This window comes from Microcoleus sp. SVA1B4 (assembly GCF_036700545.1).
Lineage (GTDB): Bacteria > Cyanobacteriota > Cyanobacteriia > Cyanobacteriales > Microcoleaceae > Microcoleus.
Window position 1 is genome coordinate 1 of record NZ_JAUBPB010000060.1, and the last position, 14,167, is coordinate 14,167.

A 14,167-nucleotide genomic window follows, 5' to 3' on the forward strand; every position below is an offset into this window, starting at 1 on the left:
CATGTGTCCTATTTTATAACACTTTTTTTACTCTGCTTACTTTTTTTCTCTGCTACCCCTACTTATTGAGCGGATACTGATTTTCGATTTTCGATTTGGGATTGATTCCACGGATAAATCACGTGGCGGGTACCACCTTTGAAATTCGCTTGTCACACGCTGGAACTATCCTACGGGCAAGAAATCGGATTTACAGTGGAGAAAGCTACTTAAAGTTATAATAAACAAATCGCCCTTCAAACCCGATCGTTTCTCATCTGGAAATAGACTGGAGAATCAAATGACTGCAGCAATCATCGCACCACCCAGAAAAGAATCACCCCTTCTGTTTGACGGACTCACTTGGAGAGAGTTCAAAGCAGTTGAGCAATTGTTAGACCGTCCAGGATATCGACTGTCTTTCCTGGATGGAGTTTTGGAGATTAAACTAATGCCGGGAGAACCCCACGAAATTGTTAAAGCAAGAATTGGTGCATTGGTGGAACTGTACCTGCTGATGGCGGGGTTTGACTTTACTCCAACTGGCTCAATGACTCTGGAAAGTGAAACCGGAAAAGTCAAGCGAGAGGCGGATGAATCTTATAAACTTGCTCCTGGTCGCAGGCTACCCGATCTGGCGATCGAGATCGTGTTTTCCAGTGGCGGGATCGACAAGCTGGAGGCATACAAGCGGCTGAAAATTCCTGAAGTGTGGTTGTGGGAAGATGGATTGTTAGAGGTTTATCACCTCCGGGGAGAGGGCAATACACTTCATTATGAAAAGGTTTCCAGTAGTGAGGAAGTGAAAGGAATCGATTTGGATTTGTTGTTGCGTTGCATCAATATGGTGAATCATGTTGATGCGATTAAGACTTTTCGGCAAGCACTCCAAAAATAGCTGGGATTAAGAAACTTCTCCAAAAAAGCAGGTTTTGAACAGGAAGGATGCCTGTTCCACAATAATTATGGGAGATGTCTAATAGATTGTCGCGCACCCTTTAACCACCTCTGTTCGCATCTCAATATCCGCAACAAGCAATGGAAAATACCAAATGACACAAGTTGTAATTGTGGGATCGGGGCCAACTGGTGCGGCACTTAGTTTGCTGCTGGTGAAACGAGGTATTGCTGTAACGTTGGTTGAGGCTGCAAAAGATTCGTATCGAGTGTTTCGCGGTGAAGGGTTAATGCCCAGCGGATTGGATGCGATCGCACAAATGGGCTTATCCACAATGCTAGAAGGTGTTCCACACCGACAAATTGATGCCTGGGAGTTCATTGTGGGCGATCGACAACTATTTCGAGTTGATGAACCAATGGGGTCAAATCGACCTTGTACACTGGTATCACAACCGCCTTTGCTAGAAACACTAATTGTAGAAGCTCAATTGCATCCAGAGTTTGAATTTATCTCAGGTGTGCCGGTCAAAGATTTACTGTACAACAACGATCGCATTGCGGGTGTAAAGCTAGGAGATGGGCGAGAGATTCCTGCTGCACTTGTGATTGGCACAGATGGTAGAAACTCGGTTGTACGACAACGTGCAGAATTAGAGTTAGTAAAACAGCCGAATAGTATAGATGTTCTGTGGTTTAAACTTGCCGCTCATCCTCGGTTTGTGGCGGATAATGTATTTTATTCCATCCTGAATGGCGGTAGCGGATTCAGTGTCTTTCACGGGGCAGAATCAGGAAAACTTCATCTGGCTTGGGTGCTATCTGCCGATGACAAAACTGATTGGAAACACACAGACTGGGCAGAAACTTTCGCATCGCGATCGCCTGCGTGGATGGCTGAACATTTCCGCAACTGTGCCGATACGATCGAATCTCCGATGCGATTATCTGTTGTGGTTGGTCGCTGTCCGCGCTGGCATCGACCAGGAATCATACTTTTGGGGGATGCGGCACATCCGATGTCTCCGGTTCGCGCTCAAGGAATTAACATGGCGTTCCGCGATGTAATTGTTGCCGCCAATCACCTTGTACCTTTATTGAAAGCAGGGGCTAATTCCGAGGATATTGACTTAGCATTATCGCGGATTCAGGCAGAACGCGAACCGGAAATTATTCGCGCCCAACAACTGCAAGCACAAGAAGCGTGGAAAGGCGAACAACTGCGAAAAAATGGATTATTGCGTTTATTGATGATGCAAGCTGCTCCGTTTTTGGGTGAAAAAATTAAACAATTTTGGGTAAAAGGACAGTATGAATTGCGCCAAGGAGTAACAGATGTAAAATTGGTTGTGTAAAATGAGGAAATTGAAACCTGACTTACCCGTCCCAACCAAAGAAACCGGGTTTTTACCTTTTCTGCGATGCTCTAATATCAATTCCGGTTGTATCGGAATGATTAAACCACAGAGGGCACAGAGGACACAGAGAAAGAGAAGAGAGAGATAATAATTCCGATGTTAACGGATTTGATATAACCGAGTATTTTTGCGAAAAATCCGGTTTCTGACTACCCGTGCGTCTAGGATTATAAAACTTAGGAGAAGTTTTTATGCGATCGACAAATATCAAAGGACCGATCGGCACTATTCACATCATCGAAGCCAGCCCCCCTGTCACCGCTGCGGAATCCGAGTCGCTGCCGGTGGTGTTCGTGCACGGTATGACGGTTTCTGCGAGCATCTGGGAGGCGCAGCTTGCCCATGTCGCCCGTACCCGACGCGCGATCGCCCTTGATATGCGGGGACACGGTGATTCTGCACCGCCGGAGGACGGCAACTATGCGCCCGCCTCCTGTGCAGCGGATGTTTTCGCGGTGCTCGATGGGCTGGGACTCGATCGAGTGGCGATCGTCGGGCACAGTTTCGGTGCTTGTATTGCCCTCGCCACAGCAGCCAGCGCCCCGCACCGCATCGCGCAGTTGATTCTGGCAGACCCACCTGGAGATTTTACCAAGGTGCCTGCAGATGTGCACGAGGCACGCATCGTCCCCTACCAGAGGGCTCTGGAGACGGATGATTGGCGGGCGGCTGTGGAAACCAGTTTCAATGAGGCGCTGACAGGAAGCAGGGCCCATACGCGCGATCGGATTCTCGCTTGCTTGGCGGCGACTCCACAGGATTGCCTGTCTGGAATGTCTCGCGGGATGTTTGCCTTTGATGCTGTTGATAATCTCGATCGCTACCTAGCAGCCCCTGGAACGCGGGCCCACGCGATTATTGCTCCCTCAAACACTTTTCCCTTCAGCCTCCACATCCTCCGTCCCACACTGACGACAAGTACGCTACCCGATACTGGACACTGGCTGATGCTGGATGCGCCGGAGGCCTTTGCTAGGGAACTTGATATCTGTTTGAAAGGTGTTTAATATAGATTTCGACAAAATCTGTTAGTTTTACCACGATTCATCGAGGGTTAAGTTGTGGGGGTTTTTGAGGATGAAGGCATTGTTGTCTTTGATATTGTTGTCTTTGATTAAGTCACCGCTACAGAGAATCGGTAAGCGTTCTTGATAAGCTTTAATCGCCAGGATATAATCTTTGTCGGCGAGTGAAGTTTGAATTTTCTGCAATTTGGCAACTACAAGACCGATGAGAGTAATTTCGCCACTTAATTTTTGGGTATTTGGGGTGTGAATTTGCATAACTATTCCCTGAATTATCGTGTTGGGAATGCGGGTAAGTAGTTCGCTTAAAATTTCAATTTGAGGGCGATTTTCGGCGTTTTCTAGGGTTTGAATTACGCTGCTGATACGCGCTCCATAATCTCGGAGATTTTGCCGATTAGGTAGCAATATTTCTAATTCTTCTCCGTCGGTTGTTGGTTTGTGCCAAAGTGTGGCATTATCTAAAAAAGGTTGGTCTGCATGCCAGCCGTGAGTTTGTAAGTAATTTCTCAGTTGATTTAGCTCGATGGTTTCGAGAGTTTGGCGATCTTTTACGGTGAATTTCATGGTTGGACTCCTTGGCTAATTCCCTCCATAATTGACTGAAGGGCGGCGACTGTAAATTGGTTGGTTCTGGGGATGGTGACGGTGACAGCGTTTGTGTTTTGTGTTTTTGGCTTTCCCCGCAGCGAGCTCCAATATCTGCAGCTTCTCATGCAGAGTTCTGTTTCGGACTGGGTTAACCAGTCTTCGGGTGTTTCGGGGATTAAAACTACAACTAAAATTCGGGGAATGGCGAAGTTATCCATTCTTAAGTCGTCGTAGTTTTTGAGCTTTAGGGGGTAGCGGATGGAGTTAGCGAGGTGCTCTGATGGGGCCAGTCCCGCCTTTCGCAGCTACTCCCCAGTCTACGCTGTCATCGTCTACGAATGGTTTGTAGAGGGAATAGCCGGCAACGGTGGTGACAGCTTGCAGGTAGATGTTGCTGAATTGTTCTTTTTGTTGGTTGATGTCCACTTTTTACGTAGCGATTATTCTTGTTAACCTGTTTGGTTTTAGCTCGTAGATAAAATTACATCATGTTGGTTATGGTTTCCTTGATTTGTATCGGTTGGTTGGTGACAATGGAGTAGAGAACATCGGGGTCTAAATCAGCTCCATTTTCCCAGTAAATTGTCCCCCATTCTGGATTGAGTTTGACTTGGTTAAAGTAAGTCAAGTCTTGCAGGGGGGCGAATATGCCGGTGAATTCGATTAATTGGCTGATGTCAACTACTCCCTCTTGGTTATCTTCAAATTTGAGGTAAAGTTGATAGTTTTCTAATGGTTGAACTGAGCTAATATCTTTGAGCATTGTTTATTCCAAAGGGGCAATAGGTTCTAATGGTGTTTGAAGTCTGGCAAGTTGCCAGTTTTGCATGAGCTCTGTTTGATGAAGGGCAGCCCACTCTACAACTAATCCTAAGATGCGTGGGGAAAGTTCGCCTTCTAGGATTGAGAGGGTTTCGATATCAATGATGGCTTTTTGTTGATTGTAGCGGGCATGAAAGTGCGGGGGCGGGTGGTCGTTATAGTACATCGTAATGATGATGCCTAAAAATCAACCCAGTTCTGGCATTAGATTGTCTCCTCTACAATTCTTTCGGCGTGTTTTCCCAGATTTCGTAAGACTAAATCCGCTCAATATATTCTTTAATATTGCTTAAAACGTGCGTTTTGGTTCCAATTCTACTAAAAAATCTACCTCGCGATCTGCTGTTGCTTCACCCCTGGCAACCGAACCAAAAACGCGCACATTTAACGCGGCTGGGTGAGTCGCAATTCTCAGGATATCGGAGGGCTTGGACTTCAGCAATTCCTCAATTCCCCTAACTCCACCCTCGCCAGATTTTCTTGAATCATCGCCTCTAACTTGCCACTCTCGGCAAATTGCCTCTCCAACTTCCCCGTCAAATGCAGCCTCTTCTCGTCCAAACCCTCCTCATCCTCCAATGCCTCCGCCTCCGCCCCCACATACCTCTCAGGGGTTAAAATATAACAGTTACCGTTTTGCTTTTTTGTTGTCTTTTGACTCCGCACCAGTGTTACATCTCTTCTGGAAAGTACATTTGCAGCAAATCTGCCCCGCCCTAACCCAACCGGCCTAACTTCTCCAGAACTTAGGTAACAAGCACCTAAAGTATGATGCGAAACTCTGGCTAAACTCTTATTCTATAAATCGATCGGGCATTAAACCGATATCCACAATCGCCAAGATTTATCGCCAAATTTTAAATTTTTCCGGCGAAAACTTGCTATTTAATGAATAAGACTTTAAGATCCAGCAATGTAAATCAAAATCTCAATGAGCAGCCCTGCAAGCACGAACCCGAAATGGGTCGCAAGTGCCAAAAAGCAGCAAAAGCTACCTTTTTTAACTCTTTCAACAGCAAAGCATTGGCAAACAAACCAGGGATCGACGGTTGGCATCTTGGAACGAATGCTTTGCTAGCAATACTACAAATGTATCAAAACTTATCTGCCAAAATTTAGCCCGAACAGATGCCTAGCTGAAACTCTTGCTGCGTAAGGTTTCAGTTTCTAAATAGGCTGGTTTTATTGTCTTTAACTACTTGAGGATTCGATCGCATGGTTTCGATTTCTACTACTCAATCCGATGTGCTGCCTTTGTCTTCGCCAACCGTAACGGCTGCAACCCAAAGCAGTGCGGCGACTGCAACTGGGGTGTGCGTGACGGTTCACGGTCACTTTTACCAGCCACCCCGGGAAAACCCTTACCTGGACGCGATCGAACGCCAAGCCAGCGCCTCTCCAGCCCACGACTGGAACGAACGCATTGACATCGAGTGCTACCGCCCGAACGCCTTTGCCCGCATACTCAACGATCGGGGCGAAGTGGCGGGGATCGTCAATAACTACGAGTATATGAGCTTCAACATCGGGCCGACCCTGATGAGCTGGCTCGAACGCTACGACGCGGAAGTCTACCAGCGGATTCTGGAAGCCGATCGCAAAAGCTGTCAGCGGCTCAACGGTCACGGCAACGCGATCGCCCAAGTGTACAATCACATCATCATGCCCCTCGCTAACGAGCGAGACAAATATACCCAAATTCGCTGGGGGATCGCAGATTTTCGCTCCCGGTTCGATCGCGAGCCCGAAGGAATGTGGCTCGCCGAAACCGCCGTAGACTACGCCACCCTCGAAGTTTTAGTCGCTGAAGGCATCCGCTTCATTGTCTTAGCCCCCTCCCAAGCCGAACGCTGCCGCCCGCTAATCGGGCAAAACCACGAAGGGGAACATGGGCATAATTCCGAATGGCACGAAGTCGGCGGGGGTCAAATCGATCCGACTCGCCCGTACCGCTGCTATTTGAAGCCGGAAATGCGGTTGATGGCTGACCACCAACTCTCGCCGCTGAGCACTCACTATTTTGGCCGCCAGCACTCCCAAAATTCCGAAGCCCCACCTGCCAACACTCCCTACATTGATATCTTTTTCTACGACGGCCCGATCTCGCGGGATATGGGCTTCAATGACGTTCTCAGCAGCAGCCACCACTTGGTCGGGCGCTTGGGTCAAGCAGTGCGGGGAGACCACCGACCGGCTCAATTAATCTGCGTGGCGACGGACGGTGAAACTTTCGGCCACCACAAACACAGTACGGAAAAATGCCTCGCCTACGCCTTCACAGAAGAGTTTCCCCGCCGAGGCTGGACGGTGACGAATTTTGCTCATTATTTAAGTCAAAATCCGAGCGCTTGGGAAGTGGAACTCAAACCCGTGACGGCCTGGAGTTGCTCTCACGGGGTCGATCGCTGGCAAGATGATTGCGGCTGCGGTGGTGGCGGCGGATGGCACCTCAAATGGCGCCGCCCTCTGCGGGATACTCTCAATTGGCTGCGCGATCGACTGATTCCGATTTACGAAGAAGCAGGGCGCAAGCTGTTGTGCGATCCCTGGAAAGCCAGAGATGAATATATTGAGGTGATCCGGGATCGATCGCCCAGTAATGTTGACAGTTTCCTCCAACGCCATCAAGTGCGCCCCCTCGATGCCGGAGAACAGGTGGACGCCCTGCGACTGCTGGAAATGCAGCGCCACACCCTGTTAATGTTCACTAGCTGCGGCTGGTTTTTTGAAGAAATCTCGCGGCCAGAAGGCGTGCAAATTCTGCGCTACGCGGCCCGGGCGCTCGAATTGGCGGGGGAAGTTACGGGTATCCAGCTAGAAAAGGATTTTGTCGCTCAACTAGCCCTCGTACCCAGCAACGTTGAGTATTTCCAAACAGGGGCCGAAGTTTACCGCAAACTCGTGGTAACAGCCCAAATTAGTCTCAAACAGGTGGCCGCCCACTACGCGATCAGTTCTCTGTTTGCCAAATATCCCCGCGAACAGCGAGTTTACTGCTATCAGGCCCAGCAGGAAGATTTCCAAATTCAGCGCATGGGCTCGATGACTCTGGCTGTGGGTCAATTGCAGTTAACCTCGGAAATTACGCGGGAAACAGAGGTTTTTGTGTTTGCTGCGTTGCACCTCGGCGGCTGGGACTTCCACTGCTGTATTCAGCCTTTTGGCAGCCGCCGGTCTTACACTATGCTCAAAGAGCGGTTGTTTGGAGTTATGCAAGAAGCTTCGGCAGCCCACGCCATTCTGGAAATGGTGCGGCTGTTTGGGGATCAGTCCTTTAGCTTGCGGGATTTATTCGCTGAGGAACGCCACCGGATCGTGCAGTTGCTGAGTCAGGAAAATTTGACTCGGTTGGATCAGCTTTACACTCAGGTTTACCGCGAAAATTACGGGGTGATGATGGCGTTCCACCGCGACGAGTTGCCGGTGCCGGTAGAGTTGCAGGTGGCTGCTGAGGTGGCTTTGGGACACCGCTGTTTGACGGCGGCCAAGGCCCTGGAAGTGGAAACGGAGGATGTGGAACCGCTGCTGGCCGAAATTGAGGCGATCGCCACTGAAGCCGGCCATCTCCGCTGTCGGTTGAACGTTCCCGAAGTCAAGGAAATTTTGGAAAAGATGGTTTGGCGATCGCTAGACAGGCTGCTGCAAGCAGGATCGGGTGTGGAAGATCGCTCGCCTGTCCAGTTGGAAGCTGAGATCCGCACGATCGAGCGTTTGATTGCTGTGGGCGATCGGCTGAGTCTGGGTTTGTGTCTGGACAAATCCCAGGAACTGTATTTCGATTCTCTGTACAGTCAAATTGTGCCTCTGTGTTTGGGCTGGCTGCAGCGGCAAGAGGCCTCGGCGGGCGAAAATGCGGTGGCTGCTGTTGCCTTGGAGATTGCGCGTTCAGGCGGCGGCTGGGACTTGTCTTCGATCCGGCAGTTGCTGGAGTTGGGTCAAACCTTGGCTGTTGATGTTGAGTGTTGGTTAAATCAGTTAAGTTAATCGTTTCTCGATTAGCCAACCAAATCAATTCCCGCCCTTGAGAATCCGCCCGATCGAGCTTTAAAGGCCGATCGGGCCTGCTGGTTCAACCGAGGATCGATCGGCATGGAGGCTTCCCGGAATCGCGGCGGGCGATCGAAGCACAGACAGAACATCGGCAAGTTTCTTTGAGTTTTCGCTCTACTTGTGTGGGAAGATAAAAAGACTGTCGCCAAAGCGTACAGGTGTTCTACACTTGCACGCTTTGTATAGTTTGGAAGAAAGAACACTAAGTTTAAATTTATGAAAGTTGGCGATCGCGTTTGCATTAAAAACTCTGTTGTTGTCTACCACCACCCTGAAAATCGCAGTCAACCATTTGATATTAAGGGCATGGAAGGAGAAGTCGTGGCGATCGTTCACGAATGGCACGGCCGACCTGTCAGTGCTAATTGGCCGGTTCTAGTACAATTTGACAAAAAATTTCGAGCTCACCTGAAAGAGGATGAGGTGGAATTGATATCTTCGGAAGTCTAGCTGTCTCACAAGGTGAAGCCGTAGCCCAAAGACAATATCAAATCCCGTCAGTCGATTTTAGATTTTAGATTTTAGATTTTAGATTTACTCCAAAGAGGAATCTGGAAGCTTGAACTAGAGTCTAAAATTTTGCGCTGATCGCGACTTCTGTCGGAAAGCAAGTATCCGCTTTTGGGCGGGAGTCATATAGCTGTTGTACAGTTTGTAGTGAGGACTTCAGTTTTTTCTATGGCTTTTAGTCGATCGGCTGAACTAAAGTCCTTACTACCAACCATCTTTTTTATTTAACCCTTAATTTTTCGACCGTCCCCGGTTAAACCAACCGAAGATATTCAAATCTCCCTGCATTTTCTGCAATTCCTGCTGATGCTGCTTGGCTGTAGCGTAATACCACTGGCAGTGAAGTTCTAGTTCTTGACGGTACTTAATTTCATCGTAAAACTCGCGGACAATTTGGTGTCTCTGAAAAATTTCGGCCGCGGGAGTCGGTTCGGGGGCAATGTTTTGCAACTCGTGGGGCAGCATGATTGTTTGGGGGCGACGGTGGCTAATATTGGCTGTAATGACTTTAAGCTAACACACTCAATCAATTTTGGATTTTAGATTTTAGATTTTAGATTTTAGATCGTATCCGTTTGATTTGGAATCTTATCTGATGAAGTTTTGTAGGGGCCGGTTCGCCCAGATATTTGATAAGTATAGACAAATTATATAAACCCGCCCCGCCCCTATAATTGGGATGCAACCGGATTTGATATTTGTTTAAATTCTTCAATCTCAAATCCCAAATCCCACATCTAAAATTCTGTTAAAGCCATCCCCGCAGCCGATAAACGATTAAGCCGATGTATTCTTTCAAAGCTTTAGTTGACTGGTTTAACTGATAGGTGTCCGGCAATAAATCCAAGGCGACTGCTTGCCAATTGCTTTGGGATGCTGCGATATCCTGCTGCGTGATCTGGAAGTCTGTTGGTGCGGCAATTGCTTTTATTCCCTGACGCTGGAAAATTAAGAGCGATCGAGTCATGTGCATCGCCGATGTCACTAGCAAAACCGGCCCTTTTATAGCTTTAGCATCTAAAATTTTCCGCACGTTGACGGCATTTTGATAGGTGTTGTGTGAATCGGGGTCTTGCAGAATTGCTGATGCCGGTACGCCCATTGTTTGGGCAATTTCTGCCATGTCTGCCGATTCGGGAGGCCCGCCACCTTTCCAATCTACTCTACCGCCGCTGAGAATGAGCAGCGGAGCTTTGCTTTGTTTGTAAAGTCGGGAACCGTAGATTATTCGATCGCCCGCTTCCGCTAATTCAACCCAAGGACGGGGAGGTAAAGCTGCTTTGACACCGCCGCCCAAGACGATAATCGCTTCAGCTTGGGGGAGTTCGGCGGTTGGTAAGTTTTGCCATTCGAGCGATCGAACTAACGATTTTGAAACCCAACCGCTACTTCCGAGCAGTAAAATAATTAGAGCCGCAGCAATTGGCGCCGCCGCCCATTTCGGACGCTTCCAAAGTGTGATTAAAGCCGCCATCATTAACAGGCAACTCAACCCCAAAGGATAAATAAACAGCGGCAAGAGTTTCGATAGAAATACAAACATTCAATTGGAAATTGGCATTGGGAATTGGGCATTGGGCATTGGACATTAGTGACTGTTAACTGTTAACTAATGACTAATGACTAAAGCTAGCGACGATCCTCTGGCCCAGATAACCAGCCAAAAAATGTAGCAGCATCACCCCTAGAGGTTTTGCTATATTTATGGGCGTCCGTTTGCACTACTTCTTTATTGAGGATAGCATCCGAGGTTTTGTCCTTGGAATTTATATTCGGGTTGAGTAGTAATTCGTTGTGCCACCAAGCGACAATTAAACCTGCAGCCACCCCACCAATGACACCAAGGGCAAGACTCAGGGGCAGCGTAGATCCTACTAAGCGAAACCCAACGGTAAACAACACAAACCATATCAGCGCGGGGCTAAACCCCTTGGAGTCTCCGGTAAATTTTGGCATGAGCTGCAACTTTTTTTTGTAATAAAACAGAAAGATATTTACAATATTAGCAGATAAGTAAGATTGCCAAGGGCGATCGAACTGCAACTACTCCCCACAAATCAAGTTTAATTGTACCTCTAAGTCTTGTAGGGTATCTATAATGTTTACAGAAATTTGCTCTAATTCTGTAAAAGGTTCAAAAGCTGCTTGCTGCGAGTTCAATAATTCTGCCGTCGCGTCGGCAATATCGCCCCGGCGCTGTTGCAGTCGTTCTCGCAATACTTCAAGTGGTGCGGTGCAGTAAATGATTTGCAAGGGTAAGCCGTGGGATTGAGCCTGATTCATCGCATCGGTTCTCCAGTTTTGGCGATCGAACTTTGCATCTAAAATCACATCCCAACCTCGGTCAGCCAAAATTATCCCCAACTTTAACAATCTACCATAAGTCTGTGCCGTCATTTCATCCGAGTACAAATCTGGCCCCCCGCGTTCATTTAAAGAAATTCCGCCTAAATGTTTGCGAACCGCATCTGATCGAATGTGAATTGCCCCAGTGTGGCGAGCCAAATATCGAGCTGCTGTACTCTTGCCAGAACCCGATAAACCAGACATCAAAGTTAACTTTCCCCGGTGCGGTTTTGTGTATTGCCAAGCCAGTTTATAGTAATGAGCTGCTGTCTGTGAAATCTCTGCTTTTTGGGCAGTTGAAATAGCAGAATCGTCCAACATTAACGAAGTTACTTTTGCTCTAACATAAGCTTGACGGCTCAAATACAGAGGTAACAGTTGCAGTCCTTCCCAATCCCCTGTTTGTTCGATGTAAGTATTGAGAAAAGCATTGCCCAAGTCTCTGCGCCCCCGCGATTCCAAATCCATTACTGTAAAAGCCACATCGTACATGACATCAACAAAGCGAAAAGGCTCGTTAAATTCAATGCAGTCGAACAGCAATATTTTATCTGGCCACAATGCTATATTCCGCAAGTGCAAATCTCCGTGGCACTCGCGAATTTTATTCTTGGCAATCCGCAGGTTAAATAACTCTTGATTTTCCGCAAAAAACGCATCAGTATAATCTTTAGTTTCCTGAAATTGTGCCTGAGTCTGCGGCCCGCCGATATATTTTTGCGAAATCAGGTAATTGTTGTCTATTGCTGTGCGAATCTGACTGACTTCGCCAAAGGTGCGAATGTAGCTATTACTAATTGCCGTGCTGTGAAACTTGGCAACTTCCCGCCCTAAGTCTGCCATAAGTTGCTCAGTCAACAGTCCGCGCTCCAACAAACTGAGCAACAGCGAATCTTGAGGAAACTCCAGCATTTTAAGTGCGTATTCTACAGCAACTTCAGCCGGAGTTCTAGCAGGCAAGTTGCTACCAAATTGAAACGAATCCCCAATTTGAACAATTGGCAAAACTTCTAGATAAATTTCCGGTGCCGTGCGTCGGTTCAGCAGCAATTCTTCGTTGCAGAAATGGTGCCTTTTCTCCAATGTTGAATAGTCCAAAAAGCCAAAATTAACTGGTTTCTTGATTTTGTAAGTATAATCTCCTGTCAGCAGGACAAAGGAAGCGTGAGTCTGAATTAGCTGCACTGGTTCTGTCACCCCGTGCGGGTAAAAACCGGGCTGCAACATTTGCTGAATCAGAGGTGGGAGACAAGTCATAGCGATTTTAGATTTTGGATTTTAGATTTTAGATTGGGGATTTTGGATTGTGAATTTTAGATTTTCAGTTGGGGACTTTAGATTGGGAGTGGGGATGTTGACTTTAATCCGATTTATTATAGAGTTGATAGTTAGTGTAAAAAAAAGCAGCGATGACAGAAAATAATCAAGAATCTGGTTCCGTGGATGTGTTTGGCGTGGGAAATGCCCTGGTAGACATCCTAGCATTGGTAGAAGATGAATTTGTACTCGGCCACGGGCTGAATCGCGGCGGGATGACGCTGATGAATTCGGAAACGCAGGGGGGGATTTTGCATGATTTAGAGCACAATTCGCTGCAAATGCGATCGGGCGGTTCGGCGGCAAATACGATGATTGGTTTGGCTCAGAGCGGCGGTAAAGCGTATTATTCGGGGAAGGTTGCTAAGGATACTAACGGCGAATTTTACCGGCAAGATTTGCTGGCGGCGGGGATTGATTTTAACGTGCATCCTGCTGCTGAGTCGCATGAGCCCACGGGTACTTGTGTTGTGCTGACTACGCCGGATGCGGAACGCACGATGTGTACTAATCTGGGGGTTTCTACTACTCTGGCGGCGACTGATATTGATGTCGATCGACTGGCTCACTGCAAGTACAGTTATGTTGAGGGCTATCTTTGGGATGCTCCCGATCCGAGAAAGGCTAGCATTGAGACGATGGAACAGTCTAAGCGTCTGGGCGTGAAGGTGGCTTTTACTTTTTCGGATGGCTTTTTAGTCGATCGATTTGCTGATGATTTTCACAAGGTGGTTTCGGAATATTGCGATGTAATTTTTTGCAATGCTGATGAAGTTCGGAGCTTTTTTAAGGAGGAATCTCTGGAAGAGTGCGCTCGGAAAATGAGCGAGATTTCTGATTTGGCTTTTATCACGAATGGGGATAAAGGCTGCATGGTGGTGGAGAACAAACAGATTGTTGATGTGGCTGGATTTCCGGTAAAGGCGATCGATACTGTGGGTGCTGGTGATGCTTTTGCGGGGGGTGTTTTGTTTGGAATTACTAACGGTTTAAGTTCTACACAAGCGGCTCGCTGGGGCAATTTCTTGGCTTCTAGGGTGGTGCAGATTCATGGGCCACGTCTGGAGGGTTCTCAGGCTCATCTTTTGAGTGAGGTGATTTCTGGTTAGAAATTGAAAGGGGCGATCGCACTTTTTGGATTAAGGGCGATCGCTCTTTTTTGAACCTATCCATTGTGCCACAGTGGATGCAGATGATAGAAGGGCGTGTTAA

At 47.7% G+C, this 14,167-nt stretch carries 19 protein-coding genes; 7 read left to right on the plus strand and 12 right to left on the minus strand.

What is annotated here, in order from left to right:
- Nucleotides 1-280 precede the first annotated feature (280 nt).
- From QT987_RS22700 to QT987_RS22710, 3 genes are all read left to right on the plus strand, one after another.
- Entirely contained in the window at nt 281-877 is a 597-nt protein-coding gene (locus QT987_RS22700) for a Uma2 family endonuclease (RefSeq protein WP_333244607.1), read from the plus strand.
- 154 nt (nt 878-1,031) lie between these two features.
- Nucleotides 1,032-2,231, plus strand: coding sequence for an FAD-dependent monooxygenase (locus QT987_RS22705; protein ID WP_333244610.1), 1,200 nt, complete (start codon nt 1,032-1,034; stop codon nt 2,229-2,231).
- 254 nt (nt 2,232-2,485) lie between these two features.
- Nucleotides 2,486-3,301 (plus strand): alpha/beta hydrolase, encoded by an 816-nt coding sequence (locus QT987_RS22710; protein ID WP_333244613.1) that lies wholly within the window; start codon nt 2,486-2,488, stop codon nt 3,299-3,301.
- Between the two features lie 27 nt (nt 3,302-3,328).
- Here the strand turns inward: QT987_RS22710 and QT987_RS22715 are convergent, their stop codons facing one another.
- The 7 genes from QT987_RS22715 to QT987_RS22740 form a co-directional block, all read right to left on the minus strand.
- Nucleotides 3,329-3,886 carry a hypothetical protein gene (locus tag QT987_RS22715; RefSeq protein WP_333244615.1) on the minus strand — a complete coding sequence of 186 codons (558 nt, stop codon included), beginning with the start codon at nt 3,884-3,886 and terminating at the stop codon, nt 3,329-3,331.
- On the minus strand, nt 3,883-4,128 hold the full coding sequence (locus QT987_RS22720) for a DUF4365 domain-containing protein (RefSeq protein ID WP_333244618.1): 246 nt from the start codon (nt 4,126-4,128) through the stop codon (nt 3,883-3,885). Before QT987_RS22720 ends, QT987_RS22715 begins: the two co-directional genes overlap by 4 nt.
- Nucleotides 4,129-4,174: 46 nt before the next feature.
- Nucleotides 4,175-4,336, minus strand: coding sequence for a hypothetical protein (locus QT987_RS22725; protein ID WP_333244621.1), 162 nt, complete (start codon nt 4,334-4,336; stop codon nt 4,175-4,177).
- Nucleotides 4,337-4,391: 55 nt separating this feature from the next.
- Nucleotides 4,392-4,673 carry a DUF2442 domain-containing protein gene (locus tag QT987_RS22730; RefSeq protein WP_333227438.1) on the minus strand — a complete coding sequence of 94 codons (282 nt, stop codon included), beginning with the start codon at nt 4,671-4,673 and terminating at the stop codon, nt 4,392-4,394.
- Nucleotides 4,674-4,676: 3 nt separating this feature from the next.
- Entirely contained in the window at nt 4,677-4,910 is a 234-nt protein-coding gene (locus tag QT987_RS22735) for a DUF4160 domain-containing protein (protein ID WP_333244706.1), read from the minus strand.
- A 111-nt stretch (nt 4,911-5,021) separates the two neighbouring features.
- Nucleotides 5,022-5,114 carry a nucleotidyltransferase domain-containing protein gene (locus tag QT987_RS30030; protein ID WP_445299726.1) on the minus strand — a complete coding sequence of 31 codons (93 nt, stop codon included), beginning with the start codon at nt 5,112-5,114 and terminating at the stop codon, nt 5,022-5,024.
- Nucleotides 5,115-5,167: 53 nt separating this feature from the next.
- Nucleotides 5,168-5,398, minus strand: a complete 231-nt coding sequence (locus QT987_RS22740) for a hypothetical protein (RefSeq protein WP_333244625.1) — start codon at nt 5,396-5,398, stop codon at nt 5,168-5,170.
- A 222-nt stretch (nt 5,399-5,620) separates the two neighbouring features.
- On the opposite strand from QT987_RS22740, the gene QT987_RS22745 reads away from it, so the two are divergent.
- Nucleotides 5,621-5,851, plus strand: coding sequence for a hypothetical protein (locus QT987_RS22745; RefSeq protein WP_333057522.1), 231 nt, complete (start codon nt 5,621-5,623; stop codon nt 5,849-5,851).
- A 96-nt stretch (nt 5,852-5,947) separates the two neighbouring features.
- Nucleotides 5,948-8,716, plus strand: coding sequence for a DUF3536 domain-containing protein (locus QT987_RS22750; RefSeq protein WP_333244628.1), 2,769 nt, complete (start codon nt 5,948-5,950; stop codon nt 8,714-8,716).
- Between the two features lie 11 nt (nt 8,717-8,727).
- On the opposite strand, the gene QT987_RS22755 is transcribed toward QT987_RS22750, so the two are convergent.
- The gene (locus tag QT987_RS22755; protein ID WP_333244631.1) at nt 8,728-8,985 is read right to left on the minus strand and encodes a hypothetical protein; all 258 of its coding nucleotides are present in this window, start codon (nt 8,983-8,985) and stop codon (nt 8,728-8,730) included.
- 13 nt (nt 8,986-8,998) lie between these two features.
- Between QT987_RS22755 and QT987_RS22760 the strand changes: the two genes are divergently transcribed.
- Entirely contained in the window at nt 8,999-9,232 is a 234-nt protein-coding gene (locus QT987_RS22760; protein WP_242722517.1) for a ferredoxin-thioredoxin reductase variable chain, read from the plus strand.
- A 291-nt stretch (nt 9,233-9,523) separates the two neighbouring features.
- On the opposite strand, the gene QT987_RS22765 is transcribed toward QT987_RS22760, so the two are convergent.
- The 4 genes from QT987_RS22765 to QT987_RS22780 all read right to left on the minus strand — a co-directional run bounded on the left by QT987_RS22765 (nt 9,524) and on the right by QT987_RS22780 (nt 12,895).
- Complete coding sequence (locus tag QT987_RS22765) at nt 9,524-9,757, minus strand: hypothetical protein (RefSeq protein WP_333047608.1); 234 nt, start codon at nt 9,755-9,757, stop codon at nt 9,524-9,526.
- A gap of 283 nt (nt 9,758-10,040) precedes the next feature.
- Nucleotides 10,041-10,835, minus strand: a complete 795-nt coding sequence (locus QT987_RS22770) for a YdcF family protein (protein WP_333244634.1) — start codon at nt 10,833-10,835, stop codon at nt 10,041-10,043.
- An 86-nt stretch (nt 10,836-10,921) separates the two neighbouring features.
- Nucleotides 10,922-11,248 (minus strand): hypothetical protein, encoded by a 327-nt coding sequence (locus QT987_RS22775; protein ID WP_333244637.1) that lies wholly within the window; start codon nt 11,246-11,248, stop codon nt 10,922-10,924.
- A gap of 87 nt (nt 11,249-11,335) precedes the next feature.
- Nucleotides 11,336-12,895: an AAA family ATPase gene (locus QT987_RS22780; RefSeq protein WP_333244639.1), complete on the minus strand. Its 1,560-nt coding sequence runs from the start codon at nt 12,893-12,895 to the stop codon at nt 11,336-11,338.
- Nucleotides 12,896-13,047: 152 nt separating this feature from the next.
- Here QT987_RS22780 and QT987_RS22785 point away from each other — a divergent pair, with 152 nt between their 5' ends.
- The gene (locus QT987_RS22785; RefSeq protein ID WP_333244643.1) at nt 13,048-14,064 is read left to right on the plus strand and encodes an adenosine kinase; all 1,017 of its coding nucleotides are present in this window, start codon (nt 13,048-13,050) and stop codon (nt 14,062-14,064) included.
- Nucleotides 14,065-14,167: the final 103 nt, after the last annotated feature.

Coding starts and splice junctions, on each gene's coding strand:
- QT987_RS22700 (WP_333244607.1), top strand. CDS start 281: ATGACTGCAGCAATCATCGCACCACCCAGAAAAGAATCACCCCTTCTG.
- QT987_RS22705 (WP_333244610.1), top strand. CDS start 1,032: ATGACACAAGTTGTAATTGTGGGATCGGGGCCAACTGGTGCGGCACTT.
- QT987_RS22710 (WP_333244613.1), top strand. CDS start 2,486: ATGCGATCGACAAATATCAAAGGACCGATCGGCACTATTCACATCATC.
- QT987_RS22715 (WP_333244615.1), bottom strand. CDS start 3,886: ATGAAATTCACCGTAAAAGATCGCCAAACTCTCGAAACCATCGAGCTA.
- QT987_RS22720 (WP_333244618.1), bottom strand. CDS start 4,128: ATGGATAACTTCGCCATTCCCCGAATTTTAGTTGTAGTTTTAATCCCC.
- QT987_RS22730 (WP_333227438.1), bottom strand. CDS start 4,673: ATGCTCAAAGATATTAGCTCAGTTCAACCATTAGAAAACTATCAACTT.
- QT987_RS22745 (WP_333057522.1), top strand. CDS start 5,621: ATGAATAAGACTTTAAGATCCAGCAATGTAAATCAAAATCTCAATGAG.
- QT987_RS22750 (WP_333244628.1), top strand. CDS start 5,948: ATGGTTTCGATTTCTACTACTCAATCCGATGTGCTGCCTTTGTCTTCG.
- QT987_RS22760 (WP_242722517.1), top strand. CDS start 8,999: ATGAAAGTTGGCGATCGCGTTTGCATTAAAAACTCTGTTGTTGTCTAC.
- QT987_RS22765 (WP_333047608.1), bottom strand. CDS start 9,757: ATGCTGCCCCACGAGTTGCAAAACATTGCCCCCGAACCGACTCCCGCG.
- QT987_RS22770 (WP_333244634.1), bottom strand. CDS start 10,835: ATGTTTGTATTTCTATCGAAACTCTTGCCGCTGTTTATTTATCCTTTG.
- QT987_RS22775 (WP_333244637.1), bottom strand. CDS start 11,248: ATGCCAAAATTTACCGGAGACTCCAAGGGGTTTAGCCCCGCGCTGATA.
- QT987_RS22780 (WP_333244639.1), bottom strand. CDS start 12,895: ATGACTTGTCTCCCACCTCTGATTCAGCAAATGTTGCAGCCCGGTTTT.
- QT987_RS22785 (WP_333244643.1), top strand. CDS start 13,048: ATGACAGAAAATAATCAAGAATCTGGTTCCGTGGATGTGTTTGGCGTG.